Here is a 14,658-nt window from a genome sequence, read left to right on the forward strand (position 1 = left end):
CCTTGCTTGGCCAGCGTGATCGTGATCGCGGCCGTCAGCGTCGTCTTGCCATGGTCAACGTGACCGATGGTGCCGATGTTGCAGTGCGGCTTGTTACGTTCGAACTTTTCCTTGGCCATGGTCTCTACCTTGCGCGCCGGCGGCTATGAATGTGGGTCGTCATATATAGGGAGCTGGAGCGGGTAGCGGGAATCGAACCCGCATCCTCAGCTTGGAAGGCTGCTGCACTACCACTGTGCTATACCCGCCCAATATACCCCATCGGGCTAGCGGGGTCGCGTCGGCTCCCGGTCTCTGGCTTTGGGGCCAAGCCTTGTTGGAGCTCTCGCCGCGCGTGGTGGGGGAAGTAGGACTCGAACCTACGAAGGCGTACGCCAGGGGATTTACAGTCCCCCCCCTTTGCCACTCGGGACATTCCCCCAGCGCGCGGCAGAGTTCTTTCAAAGCGGCCATTCCAGTCTCGAACCCGCGGCGAGCCGCGCGTCACGAAAAAGGAACAAAAGCTTCCTCGAGACCGGTGAGACGGTGCTAAAGCAGCGCCGCCCTGGCTCGCGGAAACCCTCAGGGCCCCAAATCGGAGCGCGTCTTATAGTGTCCTCTCATTCCGAACGCAACGACCGGAAACCGCCTTCTGCGAAAGGTCGCGATTTTCGCTCCAACCCCAGGAAAAATAACGAGTTTTCCAAGGGCCAAGGTGACGCCAAGGACTGGATCTGGGGCACGCACGCTGTCGAGGCGGCGCTTTCCAACCCCGCCAGGCCCGCGCCAAAACGCCTGTTGGCGACCGCCGACCGCGCCAAGCGACTCAGCCCCGATCTGGCCAAGGCGTCCTTCCTGACGGTCATGGAAGGCGCCGAGATTGCTCGCCAGCTGCCGCCCGGCGCGGTGCACCAGGGCATCGCGCTGAAGATCGACGAGCCCGAGGCGCTGTCGGTCTATGACCTGGGCATGCCGGCTCAGGGCCTGTTGGTGATGTTCGACCAGATCACCGACCCCCAGAACATCGGCGCCATCTTCCGCTCGGCCGCCGCGTTCGGCGCGCGCGGCGTGATACTCCAGGACCGCCATGCCCCCGCCCTGTCAGGCGTGCTGGCCAAGACCGCCGTCGGGGCGATCGACAAGATCCCCTATGCCCGCGTGGTCAATCTGTCCCGCGCCCTGGAAGAACTGAGCGACCTGGGCTGGCGGGCCGTGGGCCTGGCTGGCGAGGCCGAACACACCCTGGACCAGGTTCTGGACGGCCGCCCGACGGTTCTGGTGCTGGGATCGGAAGGCGAAGGCGTCCGACGCTTGGTTGCCGAACATTGTGATGCGATGGGAAAAATTGCCATGCCGGGCGGGTTTGAGAGCTTGAACGTGTCCGCAGCGGCGGCGGTGGCGCTCTACGAAGCGTCAAAAGTTCGCCCGTAGGAAGAAACCAGTTCGTGAATCTCTCTTAACCGTTTTGATTTCGTCGCGATGACGTGGTTCTCTCAACGCTTGTTCCTACAGGCGACGCTTGCCGGGAGTTCGAACATGGGATCGGGGGACCCGATGTTGCATAACAAAGTCCGTTTGACGGCTCTGGCCGGATGCGCGGTTGGGGTTTTGGTGGTGGCCGGTTGCGGCGCGCGCGAACCTGTCGAGGCGCCGCCCGCCTCGGCCGCGCCGGGCTATGCCGCGACCCAGACCCCCGAGCTGATGGGCGCCGCGCCGGGCGAGACCACGCCGGCCGACGGCCTGCTTGGCGGCCCCGCGGCTTCGACCCTGCCGGTCGCCGCGCCGGTCCCCGTGTCCAGCCACCCCGGTCTGAAAACCTGGCGGCGCGCCGACGGCACCCTGGTGACCGCCATGGCCCCGATCGCCAATCCCAAGCATAGGGTCGTGCATTATAAGCCGCGCGCCGTCGCGCATCACGCCGCCATCGCCGCGCCACGGCCCGTGGGCAAGTCGGCGCCCGCGCCGGTCGCTCATCCGGTGATCAAGCCCGCCGCCAGGCCCGTGGCCGTAGCGCCAGCTCCGGCCCCGGTTAGGCCCGTCGCCGCCGTCAAACCCGTCGCCGCTGTGGCTAAGGCCCCGACCCCGACCCCGACCCCGGCCATCGTCGCGCCCGTCAAGGCCGCGCCGCCGAAGGTCCTCACCAAGCTACAGAAGCTGCAAGCGGCCGTGGCGCCGGAGGCCACTAAGGGCGCCGTCCTGGCCTCGGGAGAAAGCCTGGCCCAGGGCAAGGAGGGCCAGGTCACCTTGTCCCTGCCCGCCACCCTCGGCGACATGATCAAGAAGGAAGCCGCCAAGCTGGGCCTAACCAAGGCGGCCAAGAAGACCAGCGCCTATGCCGACCTGCAGGGAGAAGGCTACCAGATCACCCCGAACGGCCGCCAGACCGCCGTGGTCAAGCCGGGTGAAGCCCCGACCTTCGCTTGGCAGGTCAAGCCCACCGACAAGGCGACCGGCGCATTGAAAACCGAATTCGGCGTCGAGCTGAACGGGACAAAGCCCGCCCAAGGCTTCTCGCTCGGCTCGATCGCCAAGCAGGTCGCACCGATGCGCGAGAAGGTTCAGGAAGCCACCAAGGGCTTCAAGTTCGCCCTGCCCAGCCTGGGCGGCTTCGAGACCATCGACGTGCCTGGCCTGGGCAAGGTCCAAGGCAAGTCGGTGCTGGGCGGCGCCCTGGTGCTGCTGGCCCTGCTGATCCTGGTCGCGATCGCCCGCAACGCCTCGGCCTCGAGGACCCGAGCCGAGCGCCAGCGCAAGTTCCGCACCCTGACCGACTACGGCCGCAACGAGATGGAATTCGGAGCGCCGCCGCAATCGGCCAGCGTCAACTATGTGAACCCGATGGTGGCCGCCGCTGGTGGCGCCTTGGCCGGCGCGGCGGTGGCCACTGCGGTCAACCACCACGGCCATGACGATCACGCTCGTGACGACCATGGTCATGACAGTCCTGAGCACGACGCCCATGCTGGCGACCCCGCTCGCGACGATCACGGCCATGGGACCCACGCCGAACCGGACCACCACGACCACCCCCATGACGGTCATCATGTCGTCGCGCCGGCCGGAGAGGCCGTGCCTGTCAGCGGTCACGACCAGGCCGAGGTCCATCCCGTCGAGCACGCTGGCGATCACGACGCCCATGCCGACCATGGTCAACATGTCGAAGGCCACGAGACCCACAAGGAACTCGAGCCCGCGCACTAGGCGATGCTTGCCAGACCGCCCAGCCTGACGCATTGAAGCCGCATGTTTGATGCGCTCATAGCCCAGGTGGGCGGGCTGGATGGTCCGTTCGCGGCCTTCCTGTCCGTCCTGATGATCGACCTTGTCCTCGCGGGCGACAACGCTGTGGCCGTTGGCCTGGCGGCCGGCGGCCTGCCGGTCAAGGATCGCCGCAAGGTCATCCTGTACGGCCTGGGCGCAGCGGTCGTGCTCCGCATCGGCTTCGCCCTGATCACCACCTGGCTGCTCGGCGTCATTGGCCTGCTGCTGGCCGGCGGCGTGCTGTTGCTGTGGGTCTGCTGGAAGATGTGGCGCGAGCTGCGCGAGCAGTTCACCCACGACCAGGCGGACGCGCGGGCGATGCTGGACAATGATCCGGCCACCGAGCCCCACGTCAAACCGGCCAAGAGCTTCAAGCAAGCCTTCCTGCAGGTGTTGATCGCCGACGTCTCGATGTCGCTGGACAATGTGCTGGCCGTGGCCGGCGCCGCCCGCGAGCACCCCGCCATCCTGGTGTTTGGCCTGCTGCTGTCGATCGCCCTGATGGGCCTGGCCGCCAGTGCGATCGCCAACTTGCTGCACCGGTTCCGCTGGATCGGCTTCATCGGCCTGGCCATCGTGCTCTACGTGGCCGGCCACATGATCTGGGAAGGCCACCGCAGCGTGGTCATGGATCTGGACAAGACCGCCGCCTACAACGCCGCCGCGCCGTCGATCATCGACATCACGCCGGCCGAGCTCGCCGCGCACCTCAAGCATAAGAAATGACCAGGCCAGTCGGTCTGATGGTTCGGCTGGCGGCGCTCAGCGGCTTCCTGGGCGTGGCCTTCGGCGCCTTCGCCGCCCATGGGGCCAAGGATGCCCGCGCCGCCGAGCTGCTGCACACTGGCGCGCTCTATCAGATGATCCACGCCCTGGCGGTGTTCTGCTGGCTGGCGGCGCGGAGAGCCGGCGGCAAGGCGGACTTGTGGACGCCGAGCCTCTTCCTGACTGGCTCGGTGCTGTTCTCGGGCTCGCTCTACGCCATGGCCTTCGGCGCGCCGCGTATCCTGGGAGCGATCACACCACTGGGCGGCCTGTGCTTCTTGGCTGGCTGGCTGATCCTGGCCTGGCGGGCTGGCGCGGTTGCGGACACCGCCGACTAGAGCATTTTTCGAGCGAAGTGGTTCCGGTTGGCGTGAAGAAAAATGCGTCAAAACAAAAGATTAGAGCTCACGGCCTGACGCAGTCAGGTCGGGAAATGCTCTAGGCCGGGACCTTGGTCCGCTGGTCCTTCGGAACCGCCAAAAGGAAGATCGCCAGACTGGAGCCTATCAGGCAGGCGAACATTACCGCCGCCACGGGCCGAGCGGTGCCGTCATGCAGCAGGCCGCCGATCCAGGAGGCAAGGGCTCCGGCCGCGAAAGACGCCCCGCCCATCAGGGCCGAGGTCGAGCCCGCCCGGATCGGATCGACGCTCAGCGCCCCGGCCATGGTGTTGCCGGCCATCAGACCATAGGTCGACAAGGCGGCGAACAGCAGCGGCAGCACAGTGAACTGGCCGCCCACCCCGCTCCACGCCGCCGCCGCCAGCAGAAAGGCGGCGACGATCGAGGCGATGCTGGCCCGCACCAGCACCCGGTCCGGCGTCGCGCGGCGCAGCAGCAGCCGGTTGACCTGACTGGCCCCGATGATGCCCACCGCGTTGAAGGCGAAGATGATGTTGAAGGTCAGCGGCCGGTGGCCGTAGGTCCCCATGATCAGGTCTGGCGCGCTTGAGATGTAGGTGAACAGGGTCGCGCCGTTCAGGGCCCCGGCGACGCCGTAACCGACCAGCCGCTTCTGGCTCAATAACGCGCCATAGGCCCGGAACGGGTTCTCCGAACGGGCTTGGACGGCGGTGGCCTCGGAGCGCGATTCCGTCAGGCTCAGCGCGATCCACAGGCCGATCAGCAGGCCGAACGCCGTCAGGGTCCAGAACACCCCGCGCCAGCCGGCGAAGACCTGCACCACCCCACCGAACTGCGGGGCCAGCACCGGCGCCAGCCCCATGATCAGGGTCATCAGCGACAGCACCCGGGCCGTGTCGGCGTGGTTAAAGCGATCGCGCACCACCGCGCGCGCGATCACCGCCCCCGCGCACCCGCCCAGGGCCTGAACAAAGCGAGCGCCGATCAGCGCCTGGATCGACGGCGCCATGGCGCAGACCACCGAGGCCACCACATAGATGCCGATGCCCAGCAACAACGGCGGTCGGCGGCCGAACCGGTCCGACGCCGGGCCGTACAGGAACTGGCCGATCGCCATGCCGGCGAAGAAGGCCGCCAAGGTCGCTTGAGTGTCGTCGGCCCCGGCGTGCAGGGTCCGCGCGATATCGGGCATGCTCGACAGGTACATGTCGATCGACATCGGCGCGAAGGCGGTCAGCGCCCCCAACATCAGAACGAGCCGCCAGGGGGTAACGGCGGGAAGCGGCGCGGCAGGATCAGTCATGGCAGCGCTTTTACGCCTGCTTTCCATAAGGGTAAGGCCTTGACCGTACGAATCGGCCGCTTGCCGCGTCGGTCCAGCACCGGCAAGGTGATCAACAATAACAAAAGCAGGAAATGCCATGTCCCACCTTGCTCCGGCCCTGCCCGCCCCGTCGTATGCGCAGGTCAACGGCGTCCGCATGGCCTATTACGAGGCCGGGCCGCGCCAAGGCGTCCCGATCGTGCTGTGTCATGGCTTTCCGGAATTTTCCTATTCCTGGCGCTGGCAGATTGCGGCCCTGGCGGCGGCGGGTCGCTGGGTGATTGTCCCCGACCAGCGCGGCTATGGCCTGACGCAAGGTCCCGAGGCGGTCGAGGCCTATGACATGGAGCACCTGACTGGCGACCTGGTTGGCCTGCTCGATCACCTGGGCGTCAAGGAGGCGGTATTTTGCGGCCATGACTGGGGCGGCATCATCGTCTGGCAGATGCCACTGATGCATCCAGCCCGCACCGCCGGGGTGATCGGGCTGAACACGCCGTTCACCCCCCGCCTCCCGATGGATCCCATCGCCATGTTCCGCCACGCCTTCGGCGAGGACATGTACATCGTCCAGTTCCAGACACCCGCCGTCGCCGACGCTCAGCTGATCGCCGATGTGGAAAAGACCATGCGCTATTTCATGCGCAAGCCAAACGGCACACAAGGCGACTTCGCGGCGCGGCCAGCGGAGAAGCGGTCGCTGGCCCTGCTGGACGGCTTGGCCCACTACGATCCGAGCGGGGACTCGAACCAGCTTCTGGCGCCCGAGGAGTTGGCGGTGTTCGTCGAGACTTTCCAGCGGACCGGCTTCACCGGCGGCATCAACTGGTATCGCAACTTCACCCGCAACTGGGAGATGGCCGAGCGCCTGCCCACCCGCATCGATGGCGTACCCTGCCTGATGATCATGGCCGAGCACGATGTGGTGCTGCCGCCCGCGATGGCCGACCGGATGGGTGACCAGATCTCGGACCTGGAAAAGGTGCTGGTCGAGGGCAGCGGTCACTGGACGCAACAGGAAAAACCCGAGCGGGTGAACGAAATCCTGATCGACTGGCTCGGGCGGCGGTTTCCAAACTAAGCGCTTTGCATCCTGCGAGGCTTCGCCAGCGGCTGCACCTCAGGATGAGGAATTCTGCAAAGCTCCTTCCCAAGGCGCTCGCGCAGCGGGCTTCAAAGGACGCGCGGCGCCCTTATCAGCCCGCCAGAATCACCGCCCGCCGCCGCATGGCGGCCGCCATCTGTAGCATGGCCAGGGCGGAGACCTCGTCTCGCTCGGTGGCCCGCACGCTGTACACCTGCGCCATCACCTGCAGCGAGATCACCTTGTCCAGCCCCTCGGGGCCCATCATCTCGGCGATGGCGCGGTCCAGCTCGGCCAGCTGACGCGGGGTCAGCATCGCCAGTAGCTCGTCGTCGCTGAGGTCTTCGGGGTTGTTCATGACTCGGGAGAATACGGAAAGTCGGCGCGGGTTGCGATCATCTGTTGGCCGCCATCGCCTCGACAACGTGGGCGCGATAGAGCACGGCCAGCAGGTCGGTCTGGGTGACGATGCCCTTCAGCACCCGGTCGGCGTCGACGACCACCGCCTCGTGCACCTGGCCGCTGGACAGCAGGGGCAGCAGGGCCTGGATCGGCGTGCTCTCGCGCACCCGGTGCACGAAGGGGTCAATCACCGCCTCGACCTTGTGATCGCGATTGGCCTGGAGTTCGGCGCGGCGCACCAGGCCCAGCACCTTGCGATCGCCGTCGATCACGGGGGCGGTGCGCAGGTCGTGGTCGCGCATATAGCGTAAGGCGCTGTCGCAGCTCTGCTGCGGATCGACCGTGATGACGTCAGCCGACATGATGTCGCCGCAGAGGATTTGTGCGTGCAAGCGCTGGTGGGCCTGCAGCTCGACCTGGCGGAACAGGGCGTCGAGGTCATCGCGGCTGACGTCGAGCAGCTCGCCATAGCGCGCCAGAGCGGCATCCAGGTCACCACTGGTAAAGCCGGCCCGTGTGGACGGTGGCGCATCGGCTGTCCCATGCGGGCTGGCGGCCAGGACCGGCGCACGGTGCGGATATGATCGCCTGGTGACGCGGTGGAAGACCACGCCCGCCCCGACCAACAACAGGCTGTCGAGGCCCACCGGGCTGAGGGCGAAGTGGTAACCGAGGCGCGTCACCTCGGACCCGCCCAGGCCACAGATCAGCGCCACGGCGCCGCCTGGCGGGTGGAGGCAACCGGTCAAGGCCATCGCCATGATCGCCAGGCTCACCGCCAGCGGCGCGGCGATCATCGGGTCCGGGAACAAATGCGCGCAGGCGATCCCGACCACCGCCGACAGCACGTTGCCGCAGATCACCGAACGCGGCTGAGCCAGGGGACTGGCGGGCACGGCGAAGACCAGCACGGCCGAAGCCCCGATCGGCGCGACCAGCAGCGGCGAGGTCAGGGGTCCGCCCCCAATCATCGCCCGCGCCAGTACGCCCGTCACCGCTAAGCCCAGCAACGCGCCGAGCCCGCCGCGACCGATCTCCAGCCAGCCAGAGGCGGTTCGCAGACGCGGAGCCCAAGGGAGTCGATCGATCATGGAACCCGGATACGCGACCGGCAGCGGGAAATGAACCCCATTCCTGCCGTTCCCACCGCCCCCGAAACCGGGCTAGGATCGCTGGCATGGATCGTAACGCCTCCGCCTCCGTGATGTCCTCCGCCGGCCGCCGCAGCCTGTTTCGCGACATCGAGCCCTTTTCGTTCGGGTGGCTGACCACCGATGGCCCACACGAAATCTATTACGAGGAATGCGGCGCGCCGCGCGGCAAGCCGGCGGTGATCCTGCATGGCGGCCCTGGCGGGGCGGTCAATCCGACCATGCGGCGGTTCTTCGATCCGGCTAAATGGCGCATGGCGTTGTTCGATCAACGCGGCTGCGGCCGCTCGCGTCCGAACGCCAGCCTGGAGGATAACACCACCTGGAGCCTGATCGCCGATATCGAGCGCCTGCGCGAGCACCTGGGCGTCGAGAAGTGGACGGTGTTTGGCGGCTCTTGGGGCTCGACCCTGGCCCTGGCCTACGCCCTGGTCCATCCGGACCGGGTCGAAGGCCTGGTGCTGCGCGGCATCTTTCTGCTGACCCAGAAGGAGCTGCGCTGGTTCTATCAGGAAGGCGCCTCGATGCTGTTTCCCGACGCCTGGGAACGGTTCCTGGCTCCCATCCCGATCGAGGAGCGCGGCGACCTGATGGGGGCCTATCACAAGCGCCTCACCCATCCCGACCGCCGGGTGCAGGCGCAGGTCGCCAACGCCTGGAGCCAGTGGGAGGGCGACACCATCTCGCTGCGAGGCCCCGAGGCCCGACCGCCCAAGTTCAACGAAGAAGACTTCGCCATCGCGTTCGCGCGGATCGAAAACCACTTTTTCTCCAATGAGGGCTTCTTCGAGCACGACGGTTGGATCCTGAAGAACATCGACAAAATCCGCCACATCCCGGCGTGGATCATCCAGGGCCGCTTTGACGTCGTCACCCCGCTCGACAGCGCCTGGTCGCTTCACCGCGCTTGGCCGGAAGCCCATTTCGAGATCGTCTGGGACGCCGGCCATGCGTCCACCGAGCCGGGGATCATCGACGGGCTGGTGCGCGCGACGGACGCGGCGCTGAGGGTCTAAGGGTCTGAGACCCTCTTCCCATGGGAGAGACTTTCGCGCCGGCGCATCGCCAGGCTTTCGAACGCCGCGACGCCCGCGAGCACGGCTGTCGTCGCGACCGACAGCACCAGCGGGCTCATGGACAGACTCAGCGGAGCCAGCGCCGCCAACCCCACCAACCTCGCCCCGCGCGACGGCGACCACAGGCGGAACACCGCCTTCTTGAACAGTAGCCCGCCCAGCATGAACAGGAACGGCCCGCCGATCAGGGCGGCGGCGGTCTTCAGGTCAGCATGGCCCAGCAGGTGGTGTAGCACCCGCTCCTCCGCCACAGCCGTGACGATGATGCTGGCGATCGGCAGCAGGTGGCTTTAGGTATAGGCGGCGCGCGCCACCGCGCCGGGGTCCTTGGCGTGGCTGATCGCCTCGCTGGCGGCCTGAGCGGTGAACGAGAAATATATCCACCACATGGCCTTCCTCCCCGCGAAGGCGGCGAGGAAGGCGGCGTGGCGGCGGGGATGCTGCTGGCCATGGCGATCCCCGAGGCGCGCGTGACCTCCAGAAGCGCGTTGGCGAAGCATGTGGCGGCGTTGCATGGTGGCATTTCCCGTCTGGACGAGTGGCAGCCTAGCAATCGTCACTGTGGGATCGAACGAATTGTGGCTTAGTGCGCTTCATGGATATGGACGCGCAAGATTTCCTCCTCCAGCACCGCACCCCAATGATCGGCGCCGTCGTCGCGTTGGCCATCGGCCTGACCGGCGGTATCGCGCTGAAGACTGGCCCGCAGGATGAACCGTTTATTGAATCCGTCCCCACCTACGACAGCCAATATGCCGAGGCCGAGCCTATCGCCTGGCCCAGCGGCAAGGTCCCCGACTACGTGATCGGCACCGACTTCCTGGACGCCCAGCGCATGGATCCGCCGCCGGTGCTGGTGGCCTCGTACGAGGTCCCGGAATATACCGCGCCGGCTTGGCGCGAACCCGAGCCACATGTTCAGCCGGCGCGCATGGCCGAGCCCGCGGAACGCAGCTGGGCGTCGACCGGCGGCGATATATTGAACACGCGCCTGCCAGAGGATGCGCCGCCCGCGCCTGAGGCGTCGCAAGCGCCCGAACCGCCGGTGGCGACCCCCGCCCCGGTCGCGATGGCGGCGTCAAGCTCCTAAGCCCGCTCCTCCCGGCGACCAAGTCCAAGACCTCGCTCTTGGCGCTGATGCTGGCCCTGGGGGGCTCGGCGATGCTGGCCATCACCCGGCGCGGGCCGGCCACGGCGATTATCGTGCTATGGCTGGGCGTCACCGTCATTGGTTTGGGCGTGATGGTCATGTGGCTGGACCCGGCGCTGATCTTCAAGGCCCTGGGCAAGGACCCGACCCTGACCGGCCGCACCGACATCTGGGCCGCAGTGCTTCGCCAATCGGCCAAGCAACCGATGACCGGCTAGGGCTATGCGGTCTTCTGGACCCTTGAATCCGCGCCCGCGAACTGGATCCGCAAGGAGACCGGTTGGCTGGTGCCCACCGCCCACAACGGCTGGCTCGATATCCTGGCGCAGCTGGGTTGGATCGGCGTGGGCCTCTGCGCCCTGGTGCTGGGCAGCGCCCTGCTGGTCGGCGTGTTCCGCTTCCAGCGCCTGCGCGACGGCTACTGGACACCGCTCTTCTTGGTGATCTTCCTGATGACCACCCTCTCCGAGAGCTTCATCCTGGAGCGTAACGGCATCGCCTGGGGTCTGGCCTGCGCGGCGGTGACCCGCCTGCTCGGACCGGTGCTCGCCGATCTCGGCGCCGCCAGATGGGCCCTGCCCTCGATCGCTCTCCAGCCGCCACCGCTGGCCTGGTCTCTGGCGTCGGGCGAGCCGACGGTCGAGATCTGGGCGACCGACGAGGGCCGCGCCTCGACATTTGGCAAGCGCCCGGTCTCGCCTTTCGGCGCGTGAAGCACCGTGCGGAAAAGTGGGACCCAGTTTTCCGCGAAAACGGTGCGAAAACAAAAATCTAGAGCAAGCCGTGCGATTTCTGTATCGCGCGGCTTGCTCTGGACCGCTACGGAAGCGCCATGACCGACTACACGCCCCAGCAGATCGTCGCCCGCGGCGCGCGCGCCGACGCCGAAGCCGCCGCAGACGCCATCGACAACCATCCCGACCTCGAAGGCGCGACCTACTCGATCCTGGAAGAGGACGAGGACAAGGGTCTGTGGCGCATCGACGCCTTCCCGACCAATGACGAGGAAGACGCCGGCCTGCTCGAAGTCCTGGCCGGCTACAAGCTGAAGGTGATCCGGGAGCAGTTGGCCGACGCCGACTGGCTGGCCATGGCGCTGTCGGGCCTGCCGCCCGTGCGGGCGGGTCGGTTTTTCGTCTACGGCATGCATGATCGCGGCCGCTTGCCGGCCAGCACGGTCAACCTCCGCATCGAGGCCGGCGCGGCCTTCGGCACCGGCCACCACGGCACCACGGTCGGCTGCCTGCAGGCCTATGACCGCCTGATCAAGGCTCGCAAGTTCAACAAGGTGCTCGACGTCGGGGCCGGTACGGGCCTGCTGGCCATTGCGGCCGCACGCACGGGCTCGAAAATCGCCGTGGGCACTGACATCGACAGGCCCAGCGTGCGGATCTCCAAGGAGAACGCCAAGGTAAATCGCGCCAACGCCAGGTTCGTCCACGCCGCGGGCCTGTCCAACCGCTTGGTGTCCGACAACGCCCCCTATGACCTGGTGTTCGCCAACATCCTGGCCCGCCCGCTGATCAGCCTGGCCCAGGACATCAAGACCGCCCTGGTCCCCGGCGGCACGGTGATCCTGTCGGGCTTGCTGCGCACCCAGGAGCGGATGGTGAAGGCCGCCTACGTCTCGCGCGGCTTCAAGGTGGTGAGCCGCATCCATCGCGACGCTTGGGCGGCGCTGGTTCTGCAACGGCCGTAGAGCGCGGAACGTCCTTCACGGTCCTGACGTTTCTCCTGCGGCACTCGTACGTTCCAGGAGCAACCTTATGACCTACATCGACCCCAACGCCCCGCTACCGCCGCGCGAAGTCGTGGTGCGCCGGGAGGGTGGCGCGACCGGCTGGTTCGTGGCCGGCGTGGTGGCCGTCGTGGCGGTGATCGCTGTGGCCTTCATGTTGACGATCGGAGCGCGCACCCCCACCCAGGATCAGATCGCCCAGGCTCAGGATCAGGGCCGCGCAGTCGGCCAGATCGAAGGCGCCCAGGTGGGCGCCGCCCAATCGACGATGGTCGCCCAACAGGCGGCCCGCGACGCCGCGGCCGCCGCCGACAGCGCCCGTCGCTCGACCGAGGTGACGGCGGCCAACGCCGCACGGGTGGCTCAGGACGCCGCCGCCCGCGCTGCGGCTTCGCGCGACGAGACAGTCGCCCCCATGGCCGAGCAGCCCGCCCCGCAACCGGCCCAATAGCGGCTGGCTCTTCCCTGCCCGGCCGGGTCGGACTAAATCGAAGGCATGCGCCAGACCTTCGATGAATCCACCGAGCCGGGCTTCGGCCCCCGCCATGTCCCACTGATCCGCGCCGCCATGGCGCTGCAAGGCCTGGACGGCTTCCTCGTGCCCCACGAGGACGAGCACCAGAACGAATATCTGCCCACCGCCAATGACCGCCTGGCCTGGGCCAGCGGTTTCACCGGTTCGGCTGGGGCTGGCGTCATCATGGCCGACCGCGCCGCCGTCTTTGTCGATGGACGCTACACCCTTCAGGTCCGTGACCAGGTTGACCAGGGTGTGTTCGAGATTCGCGACCTCGTCGAGGGCGGCGTCCCGGCCTATCTCGAAACTGTCCACAAGGGCGCGGTGATTGGATACGACGCCCGCCTGCACAGCCCTCAGGCGCTCGACGCGCTGAAGGCCGCCGCCAGCAAGGCCGGCGCGGCGCTCAAGCCCGTGTCGGTCAACCCCATCGACCAGGCCTGGGGCGCTGAGCGTCCGGCCCAACCCGCCGCGCCCGTCGTCCCCCAGCCCGTGTACTATGCCGGCGAGGAGTCGGCCTCAAAGCGCGCCCGGATCGGCGGGGCCATCGCCGCCTTGGGTGCCGACGCCGCAGTGATCACCGCTCCGGCCTCGATCGCCTGGCTGTTCAACATTCGCGGCGGAGATGTGATCCGCTCGCCCCTGCCCCTGGCCCAGGCGGTGGTCCGCGCCGACGGCACGGCGCGGTTGTTCCTAGACCCGGCCAAGGTCGCCGAAGGCCTGTCGGCGTGGCTGGGCAACCAAGTGTCGCTAGAACCATCCGAGGCCCTGGACGGGGCCCTGGCCGACCTGTCCAGCAAGGCCGTGGTCGTCGACCCGGCCCAGTCCTCGGCCTGGTATTTCGACACCCTGGCCGCCGCCGGCGCCTCGGTCGTCCGCGCCATGGATCCCTGCACCCTGCCCCGCGCCTGCAAGAACGCCGTCGAGATCGCCGGCACGCAGAAGGCCCACCGCCGCGACGGCGCGGCGTTGACGCGCTTCCTGCACTGGCTGGCCACCGAAGGGCAGATCAACCCGCCGGACGAGAAGGAGGCCGTCGCCAAGCTGGAAGCTTTCCGCGAGGCGACGGGTCTGCTGAAGGACCTCAGCTTCGACACCATCGGCGCGGCCAACGGCCATGGCGCCCTGCCGCACTATCGTCCGACTGAGCGCTCAAACGAGCGCGCCGCCCTGGGCTCGCTGCTGCTGGTCGACAGCGGCGGCCAGTATCTGGACGGCACCACCGACGTCACCCGCACGGTCGCCATTGGCGAACCGACGGCGGAGATGATCACCCGCAACACCCTCGTTTTGAAAGGCCACCTGGCCATCGCCCGCCTGCGCTTTCCGGCAGGCACCACCGGCTCGGCCATCGACGCCTTCGCTCGCGCCGCGCTCTGGAGCCATGGCCTGGATTACGACCACGGCACTGGCCACGGCGTCGGGGTCTATCTGGGCGTCCACGAAGGTCCGCACCGGATTTCCAAAGCTCCCAACACCATCGCGTTGCAGCCCGGGATGATCGTCTCCAACGAGCCGGGCTACTACAAGGACGGTGAGTACGGCATCCGCATCGAGAACCTCGAGGTTGTGATGCCCGCCGAAGCCGTCGGCGACGGCGACCGCCCGATGCACCGCTTCCAGGCTCTGACTCTGGCCCCCATCGACCGGCGGCTGGTGGACAGGAGACTGTTGAGCCCCGAGGAGATCGCCCAGTTCGACGCCTATCACGCGCGGGTGGTTCGGGAGATCGGGCCGCTGGTGGAGCCGGAGGTCGGGGCCTGGCTGGAAGAGGTCTGCGCGCCGCTTTAGGCGCTTGGGTCCTCCCCCTGTGGGGCCCTGTGGGGGCGGCGGCGCGAAGGCGCCGGTG

At 67.5% G+C, this 14,658-nt stretch carries 18 protein-coding genes and 2 tRNA genes; 12 read left to right on the top strand and 8 right to left on the bottom strand.

Translation table 11 applies throughout. The annotated features are described in order from the left end of the window. From ACP7AG_RS12250 to ACP7AG_RS12260, 3 genes are all read right to left on the bottom strand, one after another. The coding region (locus tag ACP7AG_RS12250) for a GTP-binding protein (protein ID WP_426013779.1) at nt 1-119 on the bottom strand (119 nt) is incomplete at its 3' end. A 55-nt stretch (nt 120-174) separates the two neighbouring features. Beyond that, nucleotides 175-248 (bottom strand) — tRNA-Gly (locus ACP7AG_RS12255). A gap of 87 nt (nt 249-335) precedes the next feature. Then, a tRNA-Tyr gene (locus ACP7AG_RS12260) sits at nt 336-421 on the bottom strand. A 170-nt stretch (nt 422-591) separates the two neighbouring features. Here ACP7AG_RS12260 and rlmB point away from each other — a divergent pair. The 4 genes from rlmB to ACP7AG_RS12280 all read left to right on the top strand — a co-directional run bounded on the left by rlmB (nt 592) and on the right by ACP7AG_RS12280 (nt 4,343). Then, nucleotides 592-1,410, top strand: coding sequence for a 23S rRNA (guanosine(2251)-2'-O)-methyltransferase RlmB (rlmB, locus tag ACP7AG_RS12265; protein WP_426031078.1), 819 nt, complete (start codon nt 592-594; stop codon nt 1,408-1,410). 123 nt (nt 1,411-1,533) lie between these two features. Beyond that, on the top strand, nt 1,534-3,180 hold the full coding sequence (locus ACP7AG_RS12270; RefSeq protein WP_426031080.1) for a hypothetical protein: 1,647 nt from the start codon (nt 1,534-1,536) through the stop codon (nt 3,178-3,180). A 42-nt stretch (nt 3,181-3,222) separates the two neighbouring features. Continuing rightward, complete coding sequence (locus tag ACP7AG_RS12275) at nt 3,223-3,966, top strand: TerC family protein (protein ID WP_426031082.1); 744 nt, start codon at nt 3,223-3,225, stop codon at nt 3,964-3,966. Beyond that, nucleotides 3,963-4,343: a DUF423 domain-containing protein gene (locus ACP7AG_RS12280; RefSeq protein WP_426013280.1), complete on the top strand. Its 381-nt coding sequence runs from the start codon at nt 3,963-3,965 to the stop codon at nt 4,341-4,343. Before ACP7AG_RS12275 ends, ACP7AG_RS12280 begins: the two co-directional genes overlap by 4 nt. 100 nt (nt 4,344-4,443) lie before the next feature. Here ACP7AG_RS12280 and ACP7AG_RS12285 read toward each other — a convergent pair whose 3' ends face one another. Further along, a complete protein-coding gene (locus ACP7AG_RS12285; protein ID WP_426031084.1) occupies nt 4,444-5,670 on the bottom strand; it encodes a multidrug effflux MFS transporter in 1,227 nt (408 codons plus the stop codon). A 118-nt stretch (nt 5,671-5,788) separates the two neighbouring features. Between ACP7AG_RS12285 and ACP7AG_RS12290 the strand changes: the two genes are divergently transcribed. Beyond that, nucleotides 5,789-6,772: an alpha/beta fold hydrolase gene (locus tag ACP7AG_RS12290; RefSeq protein ID WP_426031086.1), complete on the top strand. Its 984-nt coding sequence runs from the start codon at nt 5,789-5,791 to the stop codon at nt 6,770-6,772. A 115-nt stretch (nt 6,773-6,887) separates the two neighbouring features. On the opposite strand, the gene ACP7AG_RS12295 is transcribed toward ACP7AG_RS12290, so the two are convergent. Continuing rightward, the gene (locus ACP7AG_RS12295) at nt 6,888-7,133 is read right to left on the bottom strand and encodes a low temperature requirement protein A (RefSeq protein ID WP_426013285.1); all 246 of its coding nucleotides are present in this window, start codon (nt 7,131-7,133) and stop codon (nt 6,888-6,890) included. A 37-nt stretch (nt 7,134-7,170) separates the two neighbouring features. Beyond that, the gene (locus ACP7AG_RS12300) at nt 7,171-8,268 is read right to left on the bottom strand and encodes an HPP family protein (RefSeq protein WP_426031088.1); all 1,098 of its coding nucleotides are present in this window, start codon (nt 8,266-8,268) and stop codon (nt 7,171-7,173) included. Nucleotides 8,269-8,354: 86 nt separating this feature from the next. Between ACP7AG_RS12300 and pip the strand changes: the two genes are divergently transcribed. After that, nucleotides 8,355-9,344: a prolyl aminopeptidase gene (gene pip, locus ACP7AG_RS12305; RefSeq protein ID WP_426013288.1), complete on the top strand. Its 990-nt coding sequence runs from the start codon at nt 8,355-8,357 to the stop codon at nt 9,342-9,344. Here the strand turns inward: pip and ACP7AG_RS12310 are convergent. Both ACP7AG_RS12310 and ACP7AG_RS12315 read right to left on the bottom strand, forming a co-directional pair. Further along, nucleotides 9,341-9,640: a low temperature requirement protein A gene (locus tag ACP7AG_RS12310; protein WP_426031090.1), complete on the bottom strand. Its 300-nt coding sequence runs from the start codon at nt 9,638-9,640 to the stop codon at nt 9,341-9,343. The two genes, pip and ACP7AG_RS12310, sit on opposite strands and share 4 nt — an antisense overlap. 54 nt (nt 9,641-9,694) lie before the next feature. Next, nucleotides 9,695-9,919, bottom strand: coding sequence for a hypothetical protein (locus tag ACP7AG_RS12315; RefSeq protein ID WP_426013292.1), 225 nt, complete (start codon nt 9,917-9,919; stop codon nt 9,695-9,697). 86 nt (nt 9,920-10,005) lie between these two features. Here ACP7AG_RS12315 and ACP7AG_RS12320 point away from each other — a divergent pair, with 86 nt between their 5' ends. The 6 genes from ACP7AG_RS12320 to ACP7AG_RS12345 all read left to right on the top strand — a co-directional run bounded on the left by ACP7AG_RS12320 (nt 10,006) and on the right by ACP7AG_RS12345 (nt 14,600). Continuing rightward, on the top strand, nt 10,006-10,494 hold the full coding sequence (locus ACP7AG_RS12320) for a hypothetical protein (protein WP_426031092.1): 489 nt from the start codon (nt 10,006-10,008) through the stop codon (nt 10,492-10,494). A 38-nt stretch (nt 10,495-10,532) separates the two neighbouring features. Then, entirely contained in the window at nt 10,533-10,772 is a 240-nt protein-coding gene (locus ACP7AG_RS12325) for a hypothetical protein (RefSeq protein WP_426031094.1), read from the top strand. 69 nt (nt 10,773-10,841) lie between these two features. Next, nucleotides 10,842-11,267 carry a hypothetical protein gene (locus tag ACP7AG_RS12330; RefSeq protein WP_426031096.1) on the top strand — a complete coding sequence of 142 codons (426 nt, stop codon included), beginning with the start codon at nt 10,842-10,844 and terminating at the stop codon, nt 11,265-11,267. Nucleotides 11,268-11,386: 119 nt separating this feature from the next. Then, nucleotides 11,387-12,253 carry a 50S ribosomal protein L11 methyltransferase gene (locus ACP7AG_RS12335; RefSeq protein ID WP_426031098.1) on the top strand — a complete coding sequence of 289 codons (867 nt, stop codon included), beginning with the start codon at nt 11,387-11,389 and terminating at the stop codon, nt 12,251-12,253. Between the two features lie 67 nt (nt 12,254-12,320). After that, nucleotides 12,321-12,743, top strand: coding sequence for a hypothetical protein (locus ACP7AG_RS12340; RefSeq protein WP_426031100.1), 423 nt, complete (start codon nt 12,321-12,323; stop codon nt 12,741-12,743). Between the two features lie 45 nt (nt 12,744-12,788). After that, nucleotides 12,789-14,600 carry a M24 family metallopeptidase gene (locus tag ACP7AG_RS12345; protein ID WP_426031102.1) on the top strand — a complete coding sequence of 604 codons (1,812 nt, stop codon included), beginning with the start codon at nt 12,789-12,791 and terminating at the stop codon, nt 14,598-14,600. Nucleotides 14,601-14,658: the final 58 nt, after the last annotated feature.

This window comes from Caulobacter sp. DWP3-1-3b2 (assembly GCF_049896325.1).
GTDB lineage: Bacteria > Pseudomonadota > Alphaproteobacteria > Caulobacterales > Caulobacteraceae > Caulobacter.

Coding starts and splice junctions, on each gene's coding strand:
- ACP7AG_RS12275 (WP_426031082.1), top strand. CDS start 3,223: ATGTTTGATGCGCTCATAGCCCAGGTGGGCGGGCTGGATGGTCCGTTC.
- ACP7AG_RS12340 (WP_426031100.1), top strand. CDS start 12,321: ATGACCTACATCGACCCCAACGCCCCGCTACCGCCGCGCGAAGTCGTG.
- ACP7AG_RS12315 (WP_426013292.1), bottom strand. CDS start 9,919: ATGCAACGCCGCCACATGCTTCGCCAACGCGCTTCTGGAGGTCACGCG.
- ACP7AG_RS12285 (WP_426031084.1), bottom strand. CDS start 5,670: ATGACTGATCCTGCCGCGCCGCTTCCCGCCGTTACCCCCTGGCGGCTC.
- ACP7AG_RS12345 (WP_426031102.1), top strand. CDS start 12,789: ATGCGCCAGACCTTCGATGAATCCACCGAGCCGGGCTTCGGCCCCCGC.
- ACP7AG_RS12335 (WP_426031098.1), top strand. CDS start 11,387: ATGACCGACTACACGCCCCAGCAGATCGTCGCCCGCGGCGCGCGCGCC.
- ACP7AG_RS12270 (WP_426031080.1), top strand. CDS start 1,534: ATGTTGCATAACAAAGTCCGTTTGACGGCTCTGGCCGGATGCGCGGTT.
- ACP7AG_RS12320 (WP_426031092.1), top strand. CDS start 10,006: ATGGACGCGCAAGATTTCCTCCTCCAGCACCGCACCCCAATGATCGGC.
- ACP7AG_RS12290 (WP_426031086.1), top strand. CDS start 5,789: ATGTCCCACCTTGCTCCGGCCCTGCCCGCCCCGTCGTATGCGCAGGTC.
- ACP7AG_RS12300 (WP_426031088.1), bottom strand. CDS start 8,268: ATGATCGATCGACTCCCTTGGGCTCCGCGTCTGCGAACCGCCTCTGGC.
- ACP7AG_RS12280 (WP_426013280.1), top strand. CDS start 3,963: ATGACCAGGCCAGTCGGTCTGATGGTTCGGCTGGCGGCGCTCAGCGGC.
- pip (WP_426013288.1), top strand. CDS start 8,355: ATGGATCGTAACGCCTCCGCCTCCGTGATGTCCTCCGCCGGCCGCCGC.
- ACP7AG_RS12295 (WP_426013285.1), bottom strand. CDS start 7,133: ATGAACAACCCCGAAGACCTCAGCGACGACGAGCTACTGGCGATGCTG.